The following is a 22318-nucleotide window of genomic DNA, read 5'->3' as shown; positions in this document are numbered from 1 at the left end:
CCCTTGATTTTATGCAGCTTTCATAGCTCGTTCAAGGCAAGTTAAGGGTTTTATACCTTTATCATCGAAATGGCGTTTCTACTGCGTAACAGGGACAAAAAAGCCGGGCAAAAAGCAATCGCTTTTCACCCGGCTTTCTTCGCACCCTGTATGGCAGCTGCCCTATTTCAGTTTGTTGGTTGATACTGTTTTATGAGCAGCTACCGTTCGCCGTCTCTTTTTTGATGCGCGCGGCCAGTCTCAGCCGGTCTCAAAGCGCAGCGCGCAGCGCTCCACCACGCTAAACGCAGCAAAGTACCGCTCCTCCAGCGGAATCCACTGTGTACGGAAGCGCTCCGCCGCGGCCGCGCCGTTGCGGCGGCGGATGCGCGCCATTTGCTCCTCCGGCGCGACCGACAGAAACACCCTATGGTCGTAATGCTCCCACAGCGCGGGATGGCAGGCATACGCGCCCTCAATCACACAGAGCGGCGTTGGCTCGACCAGCACAGGCGCGGCCAGCGCCTGCTTCCGGCAGTCATACGGCTGATAGCGGCAGGCCTGCCCCCGCAGCAACGGCAGCAGCGCCTGCTCCAGAAACCGCTCATGGTCGATATTGCCGCCCGGCTCGGCCAGCCGCGCGGCCGTGCGCTGCGCGGGACGCAGAAAAAAGTGATCCATGTGCAGCACACTGCAGCCAGCCGCCTGCTGCAGCGCGGCGGCAAGGCTCGTCTTGCCCGCGGCACAGCGGCCGTCGATCGCCAGCAGCAGCGGGCGCGGCCTGTCTGCCGGTTGTCCGCACAAGGTCAGCAGCTGCGCGGCAATATCCTGTATGCCGGTCATGCGTCGCGCTCCGCTTGCCCGGGCACGTCCGCCCACGGCGCAGACGTTTGCCGCAGCGCCAGCATGATCGCGGGGATGAGCACCAGCTGCAAAGCGATGCCCGGAATAGCATTCAGAAATGCCCCGGCGACAAACATCTGCATGGTAAACGCCTCGCCGCCGAGACCAAGCAGCAGCACCTGCGCACAGCCCCAAACAACGCGCCCCGCCAGCATCGCGGCCACCAGCGCGCGGTACAGCGCGCGCACGCAACGCCAGTGCGAGCGGCCATACAGCAGCCCTGCGATCAATCCATAGGTCAGCAGCTCAAACGCCATCGAGATGGCAGTCGGATAGAGCACCGGCCGCCCAAACAGTGCGCAGCGCAGCAGCGGCAGCATAAAACCGACCGCCGCGCCGTGCTTCCAGCCACACAGCAGGCCGCACAAAAACACCGGCAGGTGCATGGGCAGCAGCATATTGCCGATGCGCGGGATCTGCCCGGTTAGCAGCGGCAGCAGCAGACCAAGCGCGATGAGCATGGCTGAGACGGTCAGTTTTTTCGTCGTGTGATGGGTCATAGGATGTCCTCCCGCAGCCGGAGGCCGGGCCTCTCAGCGGTATTTGTTACCATTATAGCACAGCGGCAGGCAAAGCGCAATCACGCTTGTCCGGTCTGCAAGCGCAGCGCATACCGCCCCGGACGAAAAGCACCGCAGCGCATAGAAAAAGACCAAAAGCCATTGCTTTTGGTCTTTTTGGCGGAGAAGGAGGGATTTGAACCCTCGCGACCGTTTCCAGCCCTACTCCCTTAGCAGGGGAGCCCCTTCACCACTTGGGTACTTCTCCATACCATATTTGCCATTGTTCTGCTATCATCAGGCTGCATTACAATCCATGCTCGGCCAGATTTGATGGCGGAGCGGGTGGGATTCGAACCCACGCGCCCTTTCGGGCAAACGGTTTTCAAGACCGCCTCGTTATGACCGCTTCGATACCGCTCCATCTCATGCCCGATAAGCAAAATAAATTATAGCATACCGCGTCGTGCTTGTCAAACATTTCTCGCGGATTTCTCGCTGTTTTTCCGCCGCAGCAGGACGCGCACAGTCCCCCCTGCGCGCGTCCGACCGGCCCTACTTGCCCAGCGCCGCCACCCACTCGGCTTCCTTAAAGGCAGGCAGCGCAAAATCCTCGCCCACAAGGATAGGCCGCTTGACCAGCATACCGTCCCCGGCCAGCAGCGCAAGCTGCTCGTCCTCGCTCATTGCAGGCAGCTTGTCCTTCAGGCCGAGCGCCTTGTATTGCAGGCCGCTCGTGTTGAAAAAGCGCTTGAGCGGCAGGCCGCTCCTTTTGTGCCACGCGCGCAGCTCGTCCGCGGTTGGGTTGTCTGTCTTGATGTCACGCACCTCGTAGGCAACGCCCTGCTCGTCCAGCCACTTGCGCGCCTTCTGGCAGGTGGTGCACTTCGGATACCATAAAAATACCATGCTTCTTCCTCCCCTCTTATATTGTTGCGTCGTCCGGCGCGCCGCCGGATACGCCTTGAGCCTGCTGCACGCGCCCCGCCGTCAGCACGCTTAGCTCGGCCAGCAGCAGCAGACAAGCCGCCGCCGACAGCATACCGCGCAAAACCATCTTGGCCGGCCACACGACCGTGCGCACACCCATCAGCCACGCCAGTCCGTATCCGCCCAGATCAGACAGGCAGACCGTTGCCGCGAGCGCTGCGAAAAACGCCAGCAGCGCGGGTTGCGGCTTATCATACAGCAGCCGCGCCAACTGATAAAAGGCCAGCACGACCAGCACATCGCCCACCAGTCCAAACGCGAATGAGGGTAGCTTGGGGTCAGTGCAGGTCATGCGGTAGGTGACCAGCAGATGCAGGCAGCTCCACAGCAGCGGCGGCAACGTCAGCTTGGCCGAGGTGGCTGTCATCTCGTGCCCCTGCGCTTTGGCAAGGCCGATGGCGCACGCACCGGCCAGCAGCGTGACGAGCGCGTACACCCATTCCACCGGGCGCGCCCAGCCGACCGCGTCCTGCTCGACTGTTGTCGCCGTCAGGTAAAGGTAAAACACGCCGCCCACCAGCAGCAGCAAACCCGCGATCACCGCCGCCACACGGAACAATGGGCTGTCCGTGCCGAGCAGCTGCTCGAAGGGCTGCGCCCTCCGCGCGGCAAGCGGCCGCGCCAGACCGGCATAAAGCACCGCGCACACGGCAAACAGCGCAATGCAGCACCACAGCCAGCCATTGCCCGGCAGGGGCAAGCCGCTGCCCGCCTCAAAACCGCCGCGCAGATGCAGCGCGCGCAGCGCCACGCCCGGCACACACAGCCCGACCGCCAGCAGCGGCAATCCTTTTGAAAATTTCATTCGACTCCCTCCAGCAAGAAGCGTTGACATACATTTTTAGTATACCACAGCTTGGGCTATCCAGCAAGGATTTTGCGCGGCTTTGCCGCCCCGCGCGGGCGGACAAAATAAAAAACCCGCCCTTACAGAGCGGGTTTTTATTACCGTTAAGTACGGAGCTTAGCCCTGGGAGATCGCGCCGACCGGGCAGCCGCCAGCGCAGCTTCCGCAGTCAATGCAGGTGTCCGGGTTGATCTCGTACTTGCCATCGCCCTCAGAAATCGCACCGACGGGGCACTCGCCCACGCAGGCGCCACAGCTGATGCAAGCGTCAGAAATTACGTATGCCATTGGTATTGCACCTCCAAATTAGATTACGTTATTATTGTAACACAATCCAACCAAAAAACAAGACGTGCTTTTGGTTAGCTTCCAGTAACTTTTTTGAGTCATGCATATTACAAAAAAAAGAGATTTCGCTTGATTGCATGAGATTTTAAGAGAAACTTATCTGTTTTTATTGTATTATCCTCCACAAAGGTCAGATTTAGTCAAATAATACGCTTGCATTTTTGCGGGCAGGCTGTATAATAGAGACAAAGGTCAGGAAAAGTCAGACAAAGACCTCCGGCCTGAAGGAGCGTGAAAACCATGAAAATGTCCGACCTGATTGCGGACTTTATCGGCGAAATGCTGACCGACAACGGCGGCGTGGCCGAGCTGCAGCGCAAAAGTCTGGCCGACCGGTTCGACTGCGTGCCCAGCCAAATCAATTATGTGATCGAGACCCGCTTCACGCCCGAGCACGGCTATCTGGTCGAAAGCCAGCGCGGCGGCGGCGGCTACATCCGCATCGTCCGCCTGATGGACGACAAGCAGCACACGCTGCTCGAGGCGGCGCGCGGCATCGGCGGACGGCTGAACCAAAAGGACGCGGCGCGGCTGACGCGCGCACTCGTCTCAGCCGAGCTGCTGACCCAGCGCGAGGGACAGCTTTTGCTCTCCGCCTGCTCAGACGGCGCGCTGGCTGAGGTCGGCAAGAACGACCGCGACCGGCTGCGCGCGGCGATTTTCCGCTGCGCGATCATGGGCGTGGCGACCGTCTGAAAGCCCGCCCGCGTCCGTGCATACGATTTACGAAACCCATTCCACACCCCGCTTTGAAAGGAGAAATGACTTATGAAATGCCAAAAATGCGGCAAGAATGAGGCCACAATGTATTATAAGGAAACCATCAACGGCAAGGCGCGCGAAATGCACCTGTGCCCCGCCTGCGCGCAGCAGGAAAACCTCGGCGGCGCGTTTGAGCAGGCGTTCCAGTCGATGGATCAGCTGTGGAGCGATCCCTTCCACTCCTTGCTCGGCGGCGGCTTTGGCAGCCTGTGGAACGATATGCTGGCCGCGCCTGCGGCCATCCAGCCGAGCGCCGGACGCAAATGCCCGACCTGCGGCATGACCGAGCGCGAGCTGCGCCAGACCGGGCGCGTCGGCTGCCCCGACTGCTACCAGACCTTTTCGGATATCCTACAGCCCTATGTGCAAAAGGTGCACGGCGCATCGCGGCACATCGGCGCCGCACCAGCGCAGGCCGCGCAGCCGCAGGCCGATCCTGTGGACGCGCTCAAAGCCCAGTTAAAGGAAGCCATCGAAAAAGAAGAATACGAGCAGGCCGCGCGCCTGCGCGATGAGATCCGCAGAATGGAGGGTGTGCAAAAATGAGCATGTTTGCGATAACCGGCGGCTTTACCGGCCTTGCCGCGTCCAGCCGTGTGCGGCTGGCGCGCAACCTTGCAGGCTACCCCTTCCGCCTGACCGAAGCGCAGCAAAAAGAGGTCGCGGACAAGGTGTTTGCCGCGCTGCGCGCCAACCCCGCCATCGGCGCGGAGTTTGAACAGAAGCAGATCGTCCCCCGCTCAGCCGAGGCCGCCCGTCTTGTGCAGGCGCACCTGATCTCGCCCGAGCTGGCGCAGAACGGCGGCTGGCTGATCGTCTCGCGCGACGGCGGTGTGTCCATCATGGTCGGCGAGGAAGACCACCTGCGCTTGCAGGCGATCGGCGCGGGGCTGTGCCCCAAGGAGTGCCTGCAAACAGCCGAGCGCATCGCCACGCTGGTCGAGAGCGAAACGCCCTTTGCCTATGACGAGCGGCTGGGCTACCTGACCGCCTGCCCGACCAATATCGGCACCGGCCTGCGCGCCTCGGTCATGCTGCACCTACCCATGCTGACCTTGACCGGCGGTATCGACCGCATCATCGGCTACGCCGGCAGCCGTGGCTGCGCGGTGCGCGGCGCATATGGCGAAGGCTCGGGCGCAGTCGGCGGATTTTACCAAATCTCCAACCAAATCACACTGGGATCTTCGGCCGCCGAGCTGACCGACCGGCTGGTCGAGACTGCGACCGCCATCATCGACGCGGAAAAGAAAACGCGCGAGCAGGTGCGCGCCCAAGATGAGCTCCGCCTGCGCGACCGCATCTGCCGCGCGGCCGGTGTGATGCGCACGGCCTATCTAATGGAGACTGACGAGGCGCTGCAATGCATCTCGGACGCGCTGGTCGGCCTGCAAATGGGCGTGCTGACCGGCGCCGACCCGCAAAAGCTGTACCGGCTGGAGCAGGCCATCCACCCCGCTATGCTGACCGGCGATGCCCGCGCGCGCGACTGCAAGCGCGCCGAACTGCTTCGCGAAGCCGCCGCATCCCTGCAAATCGTTTAACCATCGCTTACGCCCGGAAGGAGTGTTGTATATGTTCTACAAAAATCGTTTTACCGAGCGCGCGCAGCAGGCGCTGACGCTGGCGCAGGAAGCCGCGTGCTCGTTTGGCCACAGCTATATCGGCTCGGAGCATTTGCTGCTCGGCCTGCTGCGTGAGGGCGGCGGCCCCGCCGCCAAGGCGCTCACCGCCGCCGGTGTGACCGACGAGGCGCTCTCGGCGCAGATCGAAGCGCTGTCCGGCCGGGGCGCGCCCGATGCGGCCGCCCCGCAGGGCATGACCCCGCGCACCAAGCGTATCATCGAACTGGCCATCCAGTCGGCCGCGCAGATGGGCAGCGGCTATGTCGGCACTGAGCATTTGCTGCTCGGCATCCTGCGGGAGGGGCAGAACGTCGCGCTGACCGCGCTGAACAACCTCAAGGTCTCCACGCAGACGCTTGCCGAAAGGCTGTCCGACGCACTTGGCGGCGCGCGGCAGGGTGAGTATCCGCCCGCCGGTGCGTCCGGCGCATCCGGCGGCACGGCAGAGGGCGCGCTCGCCCAGTATGGCCGCGACCTGACCGCCGCCGCCCGCGAGGGCAAGCTCGACCCGGTCGTTGGCCGCGCGGACGAGATCCAGCGCGTCATACAAATTCTGTCCCGCCGCACCAAGAACAACCCCGCGCTGATCGGCGACCCCGGTGTGGGCAAGACCGCCATCGTCGAGGGGCTGGCGCAGAAAATCGTCGCGGGCGATGTGCCCGAAACGCTGAAAGACAAGCGCGTTGTCTCGCTTGACCTGACCGGCATGATCGCGGGCACCAAGTACCGCGGCGAATTTGAGGAGCGCATCAAAAAGGTCATCGAGGAGCTGGTTTCCGGCAAGAATACCATTCTGTTCGTCGACGAGATGCACATGCTGATGGGTGCGGGCGCAGCCGAGGGCGCGGCCGACGCGGCCAACATCCTCAAGCCCGCGCTCAGCCGGGGCGAGGTGCAGGTCATCGGCGCGACCACGCTGGACGAATACCGCAAGAACATCGAAAAGGATGCCGCGCTTGAGCGCCGCTTCCAGCCCGTGCAGGTCGGTGAGCCCTCTCCCGAGGACGCTGTCGCCATTCTCAAGGGGCTGCGCGACCGCTACGAAGCGCACCACCGCATCAAAATCCCGGACGAGGCGATCGAAGCCGCGGTCAAGCTGTCCGTCCGCTATGTGACCGGCCGCTTCCTGCCCGACAAGGCGATCGACGTGATCGACGAGGCCTGCTCGCGGGTGCGCCTGTCCACGCAGACCGCGCCGCCCGACCTGAAGGCGCTGGAGGACGAGATTGCCGCCCTTTCGGCCAAGAAGGAGGAAGCCGTCAAGGGGCAGGACTATGAAAATGCCGCCGCACTGCGCGACGAGGAAAAAGCCAAGCGCGACGCGATGGAGGCTCGCAAAAAGGAGTGGGCCGACCAGCAGAGCAAGGCGCACGGCACCGTTACTGAAGCCGATATCGCCGCCGTCATCTCCGGCTGGACGGGCGTACCCGTGCAGCGGCTGACTGAGGACGAGGGCGCGCGCCTGCTGCGGCTGGAGGACACGCTGCACCAGCGCGTCATCGGGCAGAACGAGGCCGTCACAGCCGTTTCCAAGGCCATCCGCCGCGGGCGGGTCGGCCTGCGCGACCCCAAACGCCCCATCGGCTCGTTCCTGTTCCTCGGCCCGACCGGCGTAGGCAAGACCGAGCTTTCCAAGGCGCTGGCTGAGGCCATGTTCGGTGACGAAAACGCCATGATTCGCGTTGATATGTCCGAGTATATGGAAAAACACGCGGTTTCCCGCATGATCGGCTCACCTCCGGGCTATGTCGGCTATGACGAGGGTGGCCAGCTCTCGGAAAAGGTGCGCCGCCATCCGTATTCGGTCGTGCTGTTTGACGAGATCGAAAAGGCGCACCCCGATGTGTTCAATCTACTGCTCCAAATCTTGGAGGACGGTGTACTGACCGACGGGCAAGGCCGCCATGTGGACTTCAAAAACACCATTATCATTATGACTTCAAACATCGGTGCGCACAAGATCACAGGCAGCGGCCGCAAGTCGCTCGGCTTTGCCGACGGCGAGGCCGACCAGTCCGCCCGCACCTTCGAGCAGATCAAAGAAGATGTGCTGGGCGAGCTGAAAAACGCGGTGCGGCCAGAGTTCCTCAACCGCATCGACGACATCATTGTGTTCAACCGCCTGAATGAAGACGAGATCGCGGCCATCGCGGAAAATATGCTGCGTCAGGTCGCCGCCCGCATGAAGGACATGGAGATCACGATGGACTGGACGGAAGCGGCCAAAAAGCATCTGGCCAAGGCCGGCTTCGACCCGGTGTACGGTGCGCGTCCGCTGCGCCGCGCCGTGACGAGCGAGGTCGAGGACCTGGTGGCCGAGACTTCCCTCCGGGGCGAGATCAAGGCCGGACAGCATGTCACGCTCGATGTGGCGGACGACAAGCTCACGCTGCGCCCGGCAGAGCCTGCGCCGCAGCCCGAAGCCGCGGAGTAAACAGTAACAAAGCGCCTGTCCGAAAGGACGGGCGCTTTGACCTTGCCCAAATCCCCGTGCCGCCCCGCGCTTGAAAAAAGAAAAGCGCCTGTCCAAAAGGACAGGCGCTTTGCCTTGTTTCGTTTTCGCTTACTTGCCAGCCTTGGCAGCCTTGAATGCGTCCAGCAGCATCGGGCCGACCTTGAACAGGTCGCCGCAGATGCCGTAGTCCGCCACGTCGAAGATCGGCGCGGAGTCTGCCTTATTGACAGCGATGATGCACTCGGAGTCCTGCATACCAGCCTTGTGCTGGATAGCGCCCGAAATGCCCAGCGCGATGTACAGTCTCGGATGTACGGTCTTGCCGGTCTGACCTACCTGATGGTCTGCGGTCAGCCAGCCGGCGTCAGTCGCGGCGCGCGAGCCGCCCACAACGCCGCCAAGCTCAGCGGCCAGATCCTCAGCGATCTTGATGCCCGCCGCAACGTCCTTGGAAATGCCGCGGCCAACCGATACAACAACGTCAGCGCCAGCCAGATCGACCAGCTCCTTGGCCTCCTTGACGACCTCGAGCACCTTGGTCTCGAGATCGGCCTCGCTCAGCGAAACGGCGATCTTCTCAACCGCAACGGCATTGCCCTTGGCCTCGTCGTACTCGCCCTTCTTGAACACGCCCGGACGCACGGTGGCGATCTGCGGACGGAAGCGCGGGCAGATGATGGTGGCCATCAGGTGGCCGCCAAACGCCGGACGGGTCATCTTCAGGTTGCGGTCGGCGCGGTTGAGCGCGTCGATCTGCGCCGCCGGCAGGGTGGACGCTTCACGCAGGAAGTCGGCGTACTTGTCCACATCCACGTCCAGATGGGTGCAGTCCGCGGTCAGGCCGGTGTGCAGGCGTGCGGCGCAGCGCGGGCCGAGGTCGCGGCCGATGTTGGTCGCCGCGATCAGCATAATCTCGGGCTTCTTGTCCGCGACGATGTCGCAGATGACCTTGGCGTAAGCGTCGGTCGTGTAGGTCTCCAGCAGCGCGTCGTCGGCTACATATACCTTGTCCGCGCCGTAAGCGCCCAGCTCCTTGGCGATGCCGTCAACGTCCTTGCCCAGCAGCAGGCCGCACAGCTCGGTGTTCAGATCGTTGGCCAGCTTGCGGCCCTCACCCAGCAGCTCGAGAACCGTCGGCTGCAGCTTGCCCTGACGCTGCTCGCAGAATACCCAAACGCCGGAAAAATCCTCCAGCTTGGTGCTATTGAATTCAGCCATTAGTAGTTTCTCCTTTCAATCAGATGATGTGCTTGGTCAGAAGCTCGGCTGCGAGGCTCTCGCAGGTCGCCTTGTCAGCGCCCTCGAGCATCTTGCCCTTGCCCTTCTGCGGGGGAGTGAAGGACTTGAAGATATTGGTGGGAGAACCCTTCAGGCCAATGGTATCGGGCTCGATCAGCGGATCGTCCTTCAGGGTGTTGTAATCATAAACGCTAAGCGGCTTGGCGTAGCAGTCCATAATGCCGCTGAGGGACATGTAGCGGGGCGCGTTAAGCTCCTTGATGCAGGTGAGCAGGCAGGGGGTGCTGGTCTGGATGGTCATGTAGCCGTCCTCCAGCATACGCTTTACCGTCACCTTGCCGCCCTCGATCTTGAAGTCGGCCGCGTAGGAGACCTGCGGGATCTCGAGCTTTTCCGCGATCTGCGAGCCTACCTGTGCGGTGTCGCCGTCGATCGCCTGACGGCCGCAGAGCACGATGTCCTCATCCTCGATGCCGATCTTGTTGATGGCCGCGGCGAGGATCTGGGAGGTAGCGTAGGTATCCGAGCCGCCGAACTCACGCGAGGAGACCAGCACGGCCTCGTCCGCGCCCATGGCGAGCAGCTCACGCAGCATACCCTCGGCCGGCGGGGGACCCATGGTCACCACGACCACCTTGCAGCCGGTCGCATCCTTGAGCTGGAGCGCGGCCTCAACGGCGTTCAGGTCGTCCGGGTTGGTGATGGTCTGCATCGACGCGCGGTTGAGCGTGCCGTCCGGGTTGACCGCGACCTTGCCGGAGGTATCCGGAACCTGCTTTACACAAACAATTGCCTTCATCGTTCTGTTTTCCTCCTTTTCTTAGCGCAGTACCTGACCGGCGATGACCATTCTCTGAACCTGAGAAGTGCCCTCGTAGATCTCGGTGATCTTGGCGTCGCGCATCATGCGCTCCATCGGGTATTCACGGATGTAGCCGTAGCCGCCGTAGATCTGCACGCACTTGGTGGTAACGTCCATGGCGACCTCGGAAGCGTACAGCTTGGCCATCGCGGCCTCCTTGGTGAACGGCAGGCCAACGTCGTGGTTGAACGCTGCGCGGCGCACGAGCAGGCGGGCAGCCTCGATCTGGGTGTGCATATCGGCCACCATCCACTGCAGGCCCTGGAACTTGTCCAGCGTCTTGCCGAACTGCACGCGCTCCTTCATGTACTGCACGGCCTTGTCCAGCGCGCCCTGCGCGATGCCGAGCGCCTGCGAGGCGATGCCGATACGGCCGCCGTCGAGGGTCATCATGGCGATCTTGAAGCCGCCGTTCTCCTTGCCCAGCAGACGGTCGGCGGGCAGGTGCACATCCTCAAAGATCAGCTCGGAGGTCTGCGAGCCGCGGATGCCCATCTTGTGCTCGATCTTGCCGATCGAGAAGCCGGGGTCGTCCTTATCCACGATAAAGGCCGAAATGCCCTTGTTGCCCTTGGTCTTGTCGGTCATTGCGAAAACAACATAAGTATCCGCGCGGCCGCCGCCGGTGATGAACACCTTGGTGCCGTTGAGGATGTAGGAGCCGTCGGCCTGCTTCTCCGCGATGGTCTGCTGCGCGGCGGAGTCAGTGCCGGCGTTAGGCTCGGTCAGGCCGAACGCGCCGATCTTCGCGCCCTCCTTGGGCTCGATCAGCGGGCGGAGCCACTTCTCCTTCTGCTCGGGCGTGCCGAAATGGTAGATCGGCCAAGCGCCTAGCGTGCCGTGCGCGGACATGATGCCGCCGGTCGTGCCGCAGAACTTGCTCATTTCCTCGATGGCGATCGAGTACATGACGTAGTTGCCGCCCGAGCCGCCGACCTCCTTGGGGAACTGAATGCCCATCAGGCCGTACTTCATCAGCTTCTGGACGGTTTCCTCAGGATAGCGCTCCTGCTCGTCGATCTCCGCGGCGAGCGGTTCAACTTCATTGATCGCGAACTCACGGCACATCTTCTGGAACAGTGCTTCTTCTTTCGTTAGCCTAAAATCCATGCCATATACCTCCCAAAAAAAATTCGCGGGTAACAGGGCGCGCCGCGTGCGGAGCCGTTTGACCGGCACCGGGCAGCGCACCAGCCGACACCCAACTTTGGAGCATGTCTATTTCTATTATATCGTTTAGTGGAAATATGTCAAGGATTTAACATGCCTTGCCGGTAAGTTTTGCCGAACTTTTGCGCATACTTTTCGCCTGCCTGTTCCACGGGCTTTTACGCGCGGTCAAAATGCCTGCAAAGTCTCCGTTTTGTAATCTACGCGGCACGCATATCCGCCGTCCCGCCGGCATAAAAAACAAAGGAGACCGTAGCTTGCAGTTGAAGGAGGAAAAAGCCTATGTGTGGAATCGGCGGCTTTGTCGATTACCAGCGCGGCGCGGCGCGCTACGCGCCTGCGGCGCAGCGCATGAAGCGCGTGCTGACCCCGCGCGGGCCGGACGCGGCGGGCGAATACGGCGACACGGACGCCATACTCGTCCACCGCCGCCTGATCGTTATCGACCCGGCGGGCGGGCGGCAGCCCATGTCATCGCCCGACGGTAATACCGTGCTTGTATATAACGGAGAGTTATATAATACTGAAGAAATACGCCGCGACCTGCTCGCCCGCGGGCATCACTTTGCAGGGCACTCGGATACCGAGGTGCTGCTGCACGCCTTTTTGGAGTGGGACACCGACGCTTTCCGGCGGCTCAACGGCATCTTTGCCTTTGCCGTTTGGCAGAAGGAGCGGCGGCGGCTCATCCTCTGCCGCGACCGGCTGGGCGTAAAGCCGTTGTTTTTCGCGCGCACGCCGGGCGGATTGGCGTTCGGCTCGACGATCGGCACGGTGCTCTGCCACCCCGAGGTCGAGCCCGACGTGGACGAGGACGGCCTGCGCACGCTGCTACTGCTCGGCCCGGCGCGTCCGCCGGCTGCGGGCGTGTTCCGGCAGATCGACGCGCTGCTGCCCGGCCATTATGCCGTGCTGACCCCCGAGCGCCTGACCGACCACACCTATTGGCGGCTGGAGGCGCGCGCGCACGAGGACGACACGGAAACCACCATTGCACGCACGCACGAGCTGATCTGCGACGCGGCGCGGCGGCAGCTGGTCAGCGATGTGCCGCTGGCCTGCTTTCTGTCGGGTGGGCTGGACTCGTCCATCCTGTCCATGCTGGCGGCGGGCGACTACGCCGCGCGCGGCCAAACGCTCAACACTTGGTCGGTCGATTACCGGGACAACGACAAGTATTTCACCAAAAGCGCCTTCCAGCCCAACAGCGACGATGTGTATATCAAGCTGATGGCCGACACGCTGCACACCGCGCACCACAACGTCGTCATCGAGCCGGAGGCGCTGTGCGCCGCACTGCTGCCCGCCACCGATGCGCGCGACCTGCCCGGCATGGCCGACGTGGACTCCTCGCTGCTGCTGTTCTGCGCCGCGGTCAAAAAGGGCGGGGCGACCGTGTGCCTGTCCGGCGAGTGCGCCGACGAGCTGTTCGGCGGCTACCCATGGTACCACCGGGAGGATATCCTGTTCAGCGAGGGCTTTCCGTGGTCGCGCTCGGTCGATCTGCGGCTCTCGCTGCTCGCGCCCGATGTGGTGCGGGACGGCGAGGAATTTGTGCGCGCGCACTATCTGGACGCCTGCCGCCGCGCCGACAAGCTGCCCACCGACAGCCCGAAGGACGCGCGGATGCGCGAGATGTTCGTGCTCAACCTCGACTGGTTCATGGCCACCCTGCTCGACCGCAAGGACCGCATGAGCATGTACTCCGGCCTTGAGGTGCGCGTACCCTTCTGCGACCACCGCATCGTCGAATACGCCTACAACATGCCGTGGCACATTAAAGCGCTGGACGGACGGGAAAAGGGCGTAGTGCGCCGCGCGTTTGCCCGCGAGCTGCCCGAGGACATCGTTTGGCGCAAGAAAAGCCCCTATCCAAAGACCTTCCACCCGGCCTACACCCGCCTGTGCGCCGACTATGTGCGCCGCATCTTTGCCGACAGCACCTCGCTGGCTGCGCAGCTGTTCGACCACCGCGCGGTCGAGCGGCTGATGGAGCAGCCCGACAGCCTGCCCGAGCCGTGGTTCGGCCAGCTCATGCGCGCACCGCAGATCCTCGCCTATATCATCCAGCTCGACTGCTGGTTCAAGCAGTACCATGTGCGGCTGGTGTAGGCCGCGCACCCTCACCCCGCTGACCGAATAAGGAGGTTTTTATGCCACAAACCAACAGCGGCATGGCCGATCTACGCGTGGTCGTCACGACCGCGCTCGGCGCCGTCCCGATCGAGGGCGCGTCGGTCACCGTGTCCACCGAAGCCGACCAGAACGGCGCGCGCACGCTGCTCTACTCGGTGCGCACCAACAGCAGCGGCATGACGCCGCCCCTTGCGCTTGCCACCCCGCCGCGCGCAAACTCGATGACGCCGGATGGCGGCACGCCCTTTTCGGTCTACACGGTCGAGGTCGCGCACGAGGGCTTTAACCCAGTCACCGCGCTGCGCGTGACCATGTTCGAGGGCGTGCCCGCAGTGCTGCCCGTCACGATGGTGCCGCTTGCCGAAAACCAGCCGACCGGCGAGACCGACCTGACCGCCACCGGCGAGCCGCAGGCGCTGTATCTCGGCCGCTACCCCGGAGAGGAGTGAGCCGCCATGCCCGAAACACCACCGGTTACTATCCCCGAGACCATCACCGTGCATCTCGGCCCGCCCTCGTCCAACGCGGAGAACATCACCGTGCCCTTTGCCGAGTACATCAAGAACGTCGCCTCGAGCGAGATATACCCCACTTGGCCGGAGGAGGCCATCCGCGCCAACATCTATGCGCAGGTGTCCTATGCACTCAACCGCGTGTTCACCGAATGGTATCGCGCGCAGGGCTATGACTTTGACATCACCAATTCGACCCGCTACGACCAGTCCTTTGTGCCCGGCCGCGATATTTTTGAGAACATCTCGACGATCGTCGACGATATGTTCAACAACTACCTCGTGCGCGACGACGCGATCGAGCCGCTCTTTGCGCAGTACTGCAACGGCACGACGGTCACCTGCCCGGGCGGGCTGAGCCAGTGGGGCACCGTGCCGCTGGCCGAGCAGGGCATGGACGCCCAGCAGATCGTGCGCCACTTTTTCGGCGACGATATCAACTTCGTCATGAACGCGCCGGTCTCGCCCAACGTCGGCGGCTCGTGGCCGGGCGTGGTATACCGCTTGGGCGACGTGGACGAGGACGTGCGCACCATCCAGCGCCGTCTCAACCGCATCTCGTCCAACTATCCCAGCATCCCCAAGATATACCCCGCCGACGGTGTGTTTGACGCGGACACCGAGCGCGCCGTGCGCGCCTTCCAGCAGCAGTTCAACCTGACACCCGACGGGCTGGTCGGCAAGGCGACCTGGTACCGCATCGCCTTTATTTACAACAACGTCAAGCGCCTTTCCGAGCTGGACAGCGAGGGGCTGCGGCTGGAGGACGTGTCCCGCCAGTTCCCCGAAACGCTGCAAACGGGCGCGTCCGGCCCGGGCGTGCAGCTGCTGCAATACTTCCTTGCCGTGGTCGGCGCGTATTACGACCAGCTGCCCGAGTGGAACGTCAACGAGATCGACGGCGTGTTCGGCTCCAAAACGCGCGAGGCCGTCGAGGCCTATCAGCGCATGATGGGGCTGCCAGTCAACGGCATCGTCGACCGGGTGACGTGGAACGCGCTCGTCTCGACCTATCAATCGGTGCTGCGCGCCCGTCCGATCGAGGAATGGCTGCCCGGCGCGGTCGGGCTGAACCTGCCCGGCGGCATTTTCCTGGTCGAGGGCATGCGCGGCGAGCCGGTACGCGAGCTGCAGCTTGCCATCAACACCATCGCGCGCGCCTATCCCAATGTGCCAACGGTGGCGGTCGACGGCGTGTTCGGCCCGGCCACGCGCGACGCGGTTTCGGTCTTGCAGGCCATGTTCGGCCTGCCCGCGACCGGCGCGGTCGGCCCGCTGACTTGGGAAGACCTCGCCGCGCTGGCCAATGACGTGCTGGCCGGCAGCCAGACCGCCGAGGGGCAGTATCCGGGCTATCCGGTCGGAGAGGAGGGCGAAGGCTGATGTATACCGAAGCGCAGCGCCGCGCCCATATTGACAATTTGCAGCGCTTTCTGCGCCGCATCCAACGCGCGCAGGGGCATCTGCAGCCGCTTGCGCCAGACGGTCTCTTTGGCACCGAGACCGCGGCCGCCGTGCGTGATTTTCAGCGCCAAAACGGTCTTCCCGTGACCGGCACAGCCGATTACGACACTTGGACGCGCATTTACGCGCAGTATCTGCCACTGATCGTGGGCGATGTGCTGCCCACCGCCGCCGTGGTCTTTCCGCCCAGCGCGGACGCCTGCCTGTCTCCCGGCGCGCGGGGCGCGGCTGTGCTTGCGGTGCAGATGATGCTGAACACCGCCGCACCGCATTTTTCCAGCGTGCCGCCCGTGCCGTTGACCGGCGTGTACGACGCGGACACGACCGCAGCCGTTCGCCGCGCGCAGGCCGTGTTCCTGCTGCCGGTCACCGGCGTGACCGAGCGCGCCACATGGGAGGCGCTCGCACTCTTCCACAACAGCTTTGCCTACCGCACGCCACTGCCTTGGCTGCTCGGTGAGCAATGATCGACACAAAAACAAGCCTTGCGGGCCGGTGGCTCGCAAGGCTTGCTGCGCTTGTGGAAAACGGCGGTCGTCCTTACCCCGGCAGCACCGAGAGGTTTTGGTCAACCGAGAACAGCGCTTCGTCTTTCCCGCTTAAAATGGCTTACGACCGGTTTCCCGCCTGCTCCATGCGCTGTCCGAACGAGGTCGACTGCATGGCCTTTTGCAGCGCGGGCAGCAGCGCCAGCGACACGACGACCGCGATGATCGTGTTCGGCGGCGAGGTCAGCATTTTGGGCAGATTGGCCACAAACGCCGGCACGAACGCGCTGCCGCCGAGCATCAGCGTGATGATGCCCTTGAACATATAAAACACGCTTGAGAACACCGCGGCGATAATGGTCGCGCACAGGTTGCGACGGAAGCTCTTGGCGCGCGCGCCCGCCCAGTGGGCGATCACGCCGCACAGCCACGCCATCAGGAAGAAGCGGACAAAGGTGATCCATGCCTCGGGCACATATTCGGGCGTCATCAGGTCGAAGAACATCGAGCCGAGTCCGGCGGCCAGACCGCCGCGCACCGGCCCGAGCAGCAGGCCGCACAGCAGCACGAAGGCGTTTGCCAGCTTGATCATGGTCGTGCCGGTCGGGGTCGGAATGCGGATGGACAAAAACATGGTGACGACGAACACGACCGCCGCCATCAGCGCGACCGCGACAATGTCATACAGGGTAAGCTTGCTCTTTTTGGTTTCCATGCAGGATTCCCCCTCTTTCTGAGATGTAGAATTGGTTTTCCCTATCATACCGCAAATATGACCTGTTTGAAATGGTCAATTTATATTTATTTTATAATGCCAGATGGATAATGGCGCACGCGCCGCACATGCTATGGGAAAAACGGAAGGGGAGAACATCCATGCAACTGGATAAACAGCGCTATCAGCAGCTGCTGGCGCAGAAAAGCCCGAACTCGCCCCTGTGGCGGGACTGCCTGATGGCATTCCTGTTCGGTGGGGCTATCTGCACGGTGGGCGAGGCGGTGAGCAATTTTTATCAAGGCCGCGGGCTGGAGACGACGGACGCCGCCGCCGCGACCGCGATCACGATGGTCTTTCTCGGCGCGCTGCTGACCTGCCTGCACCTGTATGACAAGATGGCCAAGCACGCGGGCGCGGGCACGATCGTGCCGATCACCGGCTTTGCCAACGCGATCGTCTCGCCCGCGATGGAGTTCAAAAGCGAGGGGCTGGTGCTCGGTCTGGGCGCGAAGCTGTTCGTCATCGCGGGGCCGGTGCTGGTTTACGGCATCTCGGCCAGCGTGCTCTACGGCCTGATACTCGTTCTGCTGGGAGGAGGCGGCGCGGCATGATCGAACGCATTGGACAACGCACGCTGCGCTTTGCCGCACAGCCCTACCTGCTCGCCCACGCATCGGCCGTCGGTCAAAAGGAAGGAGCGGGCCCGCTCGGCGCGCTGTTTGACTATGTGGCCGAAAACGACCGCATGGGCGAAAAATCGTGGGAGCTAGCCGAAAGCCGCCTGCAGCAGACTGCAATTGACGCGGCGCTGAAAAAGGGCAATTTGCAAAAGGACGAGCTGGATGTCATCCTCGCGGGCGACCTACTCAACCAATGCATCAGCTCGTTTTTGGCCTCGGTCGATTCGGGTGTACCCTATCTCGGCCAGTACGGCGCGTGCTCTACCATGGCGCAGGGACTGGCGCTCGGCGCGTGTCTGGTCGAGGGCGGCGCGGCGCGCCACCTGCTTGCGGCAGCCTCGTCGCACTTCTGCTCAGCCGAGCGGCAGTACCGCTTTCCACTGGCCTATGGCGGGCAGCGCACCCCCACCGCCCAGTGGACGGCGACCGCCGCAGGCGCGGCCGTGCTCTCCGCCAAGGGCACGGGGCGCATCCGCGTCACCCATGCGCTGTTTGGGCGCATGGTCGAGCTGGGCGTGACCGACGCTAACAACATGGGGGCGGCGATGGCACCCGAAGAGGTCAATATAGACCCATACATCCCCCGGCACGCCGGAATACTGTGTTTGAAAGCAAAAAGCGATCGCCCTGCGCGCTGCAAGGGATCGCTTTTTCCTTATACATTATATAATTGGATATCGTGATGCGCGCCGCCGCCCTATATCTCCCCGCACATGATCGCGGCCAGCGCGTCCTCGGTCGTGCGGTGGCCGAGCGAAACCGCGCCCATGGCCTCGGCCCGGCGGCCGACCTCGTACCTGCCCAGATCGGTCTCGCCCTCGATGCACTGGCTGGTCAGATAGACCTTAGTGCCGCTCTGGATGAGCTTTTGCACGACCTTTTCCAGCCGCTGCGGAATGCCGCCCGAGCCGAAGCCCTCGATGATGACCTTGGGATAGCGGCTGAGAAAGTCCAGAATAGAGGGGTCAAGGTCGGGCACCAGCTTGAGCAGCACGATGCGGGGATCGACATGCTCGACAAACCGCGGCTCGCCGCCCAGCAGCGGCACGATCTTGAGCCAAACGCGGCCGCTGTCGTCCACCGTGCCGGCCAGCGGCGCGCCGACCGAGCGGAAAGCGTCGACATCGGTCGTATGCACCTTGGCGACGTGATTGCCGCGGATGATCTGCCCGTGCAGCACGGCAGCCACGCCGACGTAACCGGCCTCGATGACGCGGAAGGCGTCGAGCAGGTTGCGCTCGGCGTCCGAGTCCGGCTCGCCCACCGGGTGCAGCGCACCGGTGATGATGACCGGCTTGTTCAGGTTGCGCAGCACATGATAGAGCAGCGCGGCCGTGTAACTGAGCGTATCCGTACCGTGCGCGATGACAAAGCCGTCGTAGCGGTCATAATTCTGCCAGATGATGGTGGCCAGCTTCATGCGGTCCTCGGCGCACATATCGGTCGAGTCGATGCTCATCGGGTTTTCGACCACGACCTTGCAGATACGGCCCAGCGCGGGCAGAAAGTCCAGCAACTCCTCGCCGGTGAGCGAGGGCGCCAGCCCATGGCCGGTTTGGCGGCTGGCGATCGTACCTCCGGTGGCCAGCAGTAAGACGTGTTTCATCGAATGCCTCCTTATGACTGGAAAAGCGCGCTCAGCGGCAGCTTTCCTGTACGATTTGGACGATATCCTCACGCGAGAGCGGCGCGGGGTCGACCTTAAACAGGCCGCCCATGGTCTGCATGGCGTTGTCCGCGATCCAGTCCGCGTCCTCGGGCCGGAAGCCGTAGTCGGCAAGGCGCAGCCCATCCACGCCGCAGCTTTGCTTGAGCCGGGCGAGCGCGGCGATAAAGGCCTCCGGCCGGTCGGCGGACACATCACCAAGCGCGCGCGCCATGGCGGTCATCCGCTCGCCTGCGGCTGCGAAAAAGCGCTTCCAATACGCCTCAGAGAGCAGGATAAGACCCGCGCCGTGCGGCAGCGCGGGATGGAGCGCGCTCAGCGCGTGCTCAATGGCGTGCTCGCCCGTGCAGCTGGACAGCGTTTCGACAAAGCCGGCCAGCGTGTTGGCCAGCGCCACCTCGGCGCGCGCATCCTTGTTATCCCCCTCCCGCACAGCAGTGGGCAGCGCGCGGCCGATCAGCTCGATCGCGCGCAGCGCGAACATATCGCTCATCGGGTTGCCGGTCTTGGCGACATAGCCCTCGCAGGCGTGAAACAGTGCGTCAAAACCCTGATAGGCGGTCAGGTGCGGCGGCACGGTCAGCATAAAATCGGGGTCGACGATCGAGATGGCCGGAAAGCACTTCTCCCCGCCGCCGCCGATCTTCTCCTCCCCGTTGGTGATGACTGTGAAGGGATCGGCCTCGGTACCCGTGCCCGCCGTGGTCGGTATGGCGACGATGGGCAGGCCGTCGTGCGGGATGCGCTTGCCGCCACCCGTGCCGCCGTGGACGTAATCCCACCAGTCTCCCTCGTTGGTGGCCATGATGGCGACCGCCTTGGCCGTGTCGATCGACGAGCCGCCGCCCAGACCGACGACAAACGCGATGCCCTGCTCACGGCAGATGGCCGCGCACGCGCGCACGCCCTCGATGGTCGGGTTGGGCTGCACCTTGTCATATACGATGATCTCATGCCCGCCCTGCGCGAGCGCGTCGGCCACCTTGGCCACATAGCCGAAGCGCGTGGTCGATGAGCCGCCCGTAATGATAAGCCCCTTGCCTTCAGGCAGGTGCGCCTTGGACAGCCTTGCGACCGCGCCCGCGCCGAAAAACAGGCGCGTGGGCATATAAAAGCTGAAGTTCTGCATATCAATCGTCCTCCTTTTCCAAAAAAGGGAGTCACCCGACCCCCTTTTAGACATAACACGCCAGATGTAACCATTATACCAAATTCTGCGTCCTGTGAAAAGGGGGAAAACGATGAAAGCGATTCGTTTTTTTGGTGCAGAATGCCCATATAAAAATAATAAATAACGCTTGACCTTGTGCAAAGTTAATGATATGATAAAGGCACAGAAAAGAGAAGGGCAAACACCGCAAGCGCAGGACACAGACCCTGCGGCGCGGCGGCAACCCAGTCTCTCATCTGAACGGGCGGCGGCAGAACCGCCGGAAAGCTCGAGAAAGGGGTGAGTCCAATGGTAACAGAAGAAATATCCTGTTCATTCGCGGGGCTCGCCGCGGTGCGTTCGCCAGGATAAAGCTAAGGTGAGGGCTATCGGAAAAAGCGAGTTTCACATCCCCCAGACGAACTGCCTGAAAAGCGCGATCGGCTTGTAAAGCGTGGGAACGGAAGCCTTGGAGGAAGCTATCCTCAGCAATCAAAAACGTCCGTAAAACAAACCGGAAGGCAAGGCGGATCGAGGCAGCAGGACAGCAAGGTTCGCACAGGACAGGGATATCAGGCATACACGACGTGCCGGCGAAAAACACAACCGGGCGATGACCGCATACGCCGCACAAACGCGCACCCGTTGGCCGATGGGCATACTGATGAGTATGGTGCGCACAAGGCAGAGCCAAGGCGGCAGGCCGCGATGATATCAAGGCTTGACCACACCGGATGCCGGGCGGTGCGGATTCGAATCGAACAGTTATCCGCCGTGTAAAGGGCGCGTCATGCATAGGAACATAGAGTTTGCGCGTGTTGCAGGTGACCGGACGGTACAAAGCGTTCGGTGAAAAGCTGAGAACATGACGATGGTGCGAACATCAATCCGTGAGGTTGCAAGCAGCATCCAAAGGTTCGATGAAAAAATCAAGAACCGCAGCCGGGCAGCCCCGCGAATGCAGGATAAAATGACACACTCGTTCGCTTATGGCGCAAAGGAATGGAAGGCAGCGGCATACACACCAAGGAAAGGGAACGATTCCCATGGGACAGACGGCATAAAAGGCCTCGTCGATGAGCAACTCATACGGCGAGGCCTTTGTTCTGTCCGCGGACACTCACGGCGCGGCAGCCGCCTTGCCGCGCGCCGCCGCGATCATCTCATACAGCGCGTCCAGCGCGTCGGACAGCGTGCCGACCTGACCGATCAGCCCCAGCTCAGCCGCCTGCCGACCGGAGATGACCGTGCCCACATCGGCGGTCAGCTGCCCGGTCTCGCGCATGAGCGCCTGCAGCCGCTCGGCTGTGATGTGCGAGTGCGCCGTGATAAAATCGACGATGCGCTCTTGAATACGCACGAGGTATTCAAAGGCCTGCGGCACGGCGATGATCGTGCCGTTCATGCGCACGGGATGGATGGTCATGGCGGCTGAGGCTGCGATAAAGCTCTGTTTCGCGGCAACGGCCAGCGGCACGCCGATCGAGTGCCCGCCCCCGAGGACGAGCGAGACGGTCGGCTTTGTCATGCCCGCGATCAGCTCGGCGATGGCCAGACCGGCCTCAACATCACCGCCGACCGTGTTGAGCAGCACCAGCATACCATCGATCTCCTCGGATTGCTCGACTGCGGTGATCTGCGGGATGAGATGCTCGTATTTGGTTGTTTTGTTCTGCGCCGGCAGCTCCATGTGCCCCTCGATCTGGCCGACGATGGTGATACAGTGCACCGTGCCGCGCGCGGTCTTGGCGGTAATCGAGCCGGTTTCCGCGATGCTGTTTTCCTCCGGCGCTTTGATGGACTGGATATCCTCCAATGCGAAGC

At 62.8% G+C, this 22318-nt stretch carries 22 protein-coding genes and 2 tRNA genes; 10 read left to right on the top strand and 14 right to left on the bottom strand.

What is annotated here, in order from left to right; all coding sequences use genetic code 11:
- Nucleotides 1-240: 240 nt before the first annotated feature.
- The 7 genes from MR935_RS07220 to MR935_RS07190 form a co-directional block, all read right to left on the bottom strand.
- Complete coding sequence (locus MR935_RS07220) at nt 241-822, bottom strand: uridine kinase family protein (RefSeq protein WP_290572306.1); 582 nt, start codon at nt 820-822, stop codon at nt 241-243.
- Nucleotides 819-1382: an ECF transporter S component gene (locus MR935_RS07215; protein WP_290572304.1), complete on the bottom strand. Its 564-nt coding sequence runs from the start codon at nt 1380-1382 to the stop codon at nt 819-821. The genes MR935_RS07220 and MR935_RS07215 overlap by 4 nt, the downstream gene beginning before the upstream one ends.
- A 178-nt stretch (nt 1383-1560) precedes the next feature.
- A tRNA-Ser gene (locus MR935_RS07210) sits at nt 1561-1650 on the bottom strand.
- Nucleotides 1651-1716: 66 nt separating this feature from the next.
- Nucleotides 1717-1805: transfer RNA gene (locus tag MR935_RS07205), tRNA-Ser, on the bottom strand.
- A gap of 132 nt (nt 1806-1937) precedes the next feature.
- The gene (locus tag MR935_RS07200; protein ID WP_290572302.1) at nt 1938-2291 is read right to left on the bottom strand and encodes an arsenate reductase family protein; all 354 of its coding nucleotides are present in this window, start codon (nt 2289-2291) and stop codon (nt 1938-1940) included.
- 16 nt (nt 2292-2307) lie between these two features.
- Complete coding sequence (locus MR935_RS07195) at nt 2308-3177, bottom strand: hypothetical protein (protein ID WP_290572300.1); 870 nt, start codon at nt 3175-3177, stop codon at nt 2308-2310.
- Between the two features lie 159 nt (nt 3178-3336).
- The gene (locus MR935_RS07190) at nt 3337-3507 is read right to left on the bottom strand and encodes a DUF362 domain-containing protein (RefSeq protein ID WP_290572297.1); all 171 of its coding nucleotides are present in this window, start codon (nt 3505-3507) and stop codon (nt 3337-3339) included.
- A gap of 300 nt (nt 3508-3807) precedes the next feature.
- Between MR935_RS07190 and MR935_RS07185 the strand changes: the two genes are divergently transcribed.
- The 4 genes from MR935_RS07185 (at nt 3808) to MR935_RS07170 (ending at nt 8388) form a co-directional block, all read left to right on the top strand.
- Nucleotides 3808-4263: a CtsR family transcriptional regulator gene (locus MR935_RS07185; protein WP_290572295.1), complete on the top strand. Its 456-nt coding sequence runs from the start codon at nt 3808-3810 to the stop codon at nt 4261-4263.
- Between the two features lie 72 nt (nt 4264-4335).
- The gene (locus MR935_RS07180; protein WP_290572294.1) at nt 4336-4875 is read left to right on the top strand and encodes a UvrB/UvrC motif-containing protein; all 540 of its coding nucleotides are present in this window, start codon (nt 4336-4338) and stop codon (nt 4873-4875) included.
- The gene (locus tag MR935_RS07175) at nt 4872-5873 is read left to right on the top strand and encodes an ATP--guanido phosphotransferase (RefSeq protein WP_290572293.1); all 1002 of its coding nucleotides are present in this window, start codon (nt 4872-4874) and stop codon (nt 5871-5873) included. The genes MR935_RS07180 and MR935_RS07175 overlap by 4 nt, the downstream gene beginning before the upstream one ends.
- 31 nt (nt 5874-5904) lie before the next feature.
- Nucleotides 5905-8388 (top strand): ATP-dependent Clp protease ATP-binding subunit, encoded by a 2484-nt coding sequence (locus MR935_RS07170; RefSeq protein WP_290572292.1) that lies wholly within the window; start codon nt 5905-5907, stop codon nt 8386-8388.
- 129 nt (nt 8389-8517) lie between these two features.
- Here the strand turns inward: MR935_RS07170 and acrA are convergent, their stop codons facing one another.
- The 3 genes from acrA to MR935_RS07155 are packed head-to-tail and all read right to left on the bottom strand — an operon-like array spanning nt 8518 to nt 11620.
- Entirely contained in the window at nt 8518-9627 is a 1110-nt protein-coding gene (gene acrA, locus MR935_RS07165; protein ID WP_290572291.1) for an acryloyl-CoA reductase electron transfer subunit beta, read from the bottom strand.
- Between the two features lie 19 nt (nt 9628-9646).
- Nucleotides 9647-10447, bottom strand: a complete 801-nt coding sequence (gene acrB / locus MR935_RS07160) for an acryloyl-CoA reductase electron transfer subunit gamma (protein ID WP_290572290.1) — start codon at nt 10445-10447, stop codon at nt 9647-9649.
- A 21-nt stretch (nt 10448-10468) separates the two neighbouring features.
- A complete protein-coding gene (locus tag MR935_RS07155; protein WP_290572289.1) occupies nt 10469-11620 on the bottom strand; it encodes an acyl-CoA dehydrogenase in 1152 nt (383 codons plus the stop codon).
- Between the two features lie 342 nt (nt 11621-11962).
- Between MR935_RS07155 and asnB the strand changes: the two genes are divergently transcribed.
- The 4 genes from asnB to MR935_RS07135 are packed head-to-tail and all read left to right on the top strand — an operon-like array spanning nt 11963 to nt 16259.
- A complete protein-coding gene (asnB, locus tag MR935_RS07150; RefSeq protein ID WP_290572288.1) occupies nt 11963-13792 on the top strand; it encodes an asparagine synthase (glutamine-hydrolyzing) in 1830 nt (609 codons plus the stop codon).
- 41 nt (nt 13793-13833) lie between these two features.
- Nucleotides 13834-14265: a hypothetical protein gene (locus MR935_RS07145; protein WP_290572287.1), complete on the top strand. Its 432-nt coding sequence runs from the start codon at nt 13834-13836 to the stop codon at nt 14263-14265.
- Between the two features lie 6 nt (nt 14266-14271).
- On the top strand, nt 14272-15711 hold the full coding sequence (locus MR935_RS07140; RefSeq protein WP_290572286.1) for a peptidoglycan-binding protein: 1440 nt from the start codon (nt 14272-14274) through the stop codon (nt 15709-15711).
- Nucleotides 15711-16259, top strand: coding sequence for a peptidoglycan-binding domain-containing protein (locus MR935_RS07135; RefSeq protein WP_290572285.1), 549 nt, complete (start codon nt 15711-15713; stop codon nt 16257-16259). Before MR935_RS07140 ends, MR935_RS07135 begins: the two co-directional genes overlap by 1 nt.
- A 142-nt stretch (nt 16260-16401) precedes the next feature.
- On the opposite strand, the gene MR935_RS07130 is transcribed toward MR935_RS07135, so the two are convergent.
- Nucleotides 16402-16995: an ECF transporter S component gene (locus tag MR935_RS07130; protein WP_290572284.1), complete on the bottom strand. Its 594-nt coding sequence runs from the start codon at nt 16993-16995 to the stop codon at nt 16402-16404.
- A gap of 161 nt (nt 16996-17156) precedes the next feature.
- Between MR935_RS07130 and spoVAC the strand changes: the two genes are divergently transcribed.
- Complete coding sequence (spoVAC, locus tag MR935_RS07125; protein ID WP_290572283.1) at nt 17157-17609, top strand: stage V sporulation protein AC; 453 nt, start codon at nt 17157-17159, stop codon at nt 17607-17609.
- Nucleotides 17606-18361 carry a hypothetical protein gene (locus MR935_RS07120; RefSeq protein WP_290572282.1) on the top strand — a complete coding sequence of 252 codons (756 nt, stop codon included), beginning with the start codon at nt 17606-17608 and terminating at the stop codon, nt 18359-18361. The genes spoVAC and MR935_RS07120 overlap by 4 nt, the downstream gene beginning before the upstream one ends.
- Nucleotides 18362-18375: 14 nt before the next feature.
- Here MR935_RS07120 and MR935_RS07115 read toward each other — a convergent pair whose 3' ends face one another.
- The 3 genes from MR935_RS07115 to MR935_RS07105 all read right to left on the bottom strand — a co-directional run bounded on the left by MR935_RS07115 (nt 18376) and on the right by MR935_RS07105 (nt 22310).
- The gene (locus MR935_RS07115; protein WP_290572281.1) at nt 18376-19284 is read right to left on the bottom strand and encodes an asparaginase; all 909 of its coding nucleotides are present in this window, start codon (nt 19282-19284) and stop codon (nt 18376-18378) included.
- Between the two features lie 31 nt (nt 19285-19315).
- Nucleotides 19316-20473: an iron-containing alcohol dehydrogenase gene (locus tag MR935_RS07110; protein WP_290572280.1), complete on the bottom strand. Its 1158-nt coding sequence runs from the start codon at nt 20471-20473 to the stop codon at nt 19316-19318.
- Nucleotides 20474-21614: 1141 nt separating this feature from the next.
- Nucleotides 21615-22310: a ClpP family protease gene (locus tag MR935_RS07105; protein WP_442863026.1), complete on the bottom strand. Its 696-nt coding sequence runs from the start codon at nt 22308-22310 to the stop codon at nt 21615-21617.
- Nucleotides 22311-22318: the final 8 nt, after the last annotated feature.

It is taken from the genome of Agathobaculum sp. (assembly GCF_022775115.1).
In the GTDB taxonomy this organism is placed as follows: domain Bacteria; phylum Bacillota; class Clostridia; order Oscillospirales; family Butyricicoccaceae; genus Agathobaculum.
The sequence above is the reverse complement of the archived record's forward strand: the minus strand, read 5'-3'. Positions and strand labels throughout refer to the sequence as shown.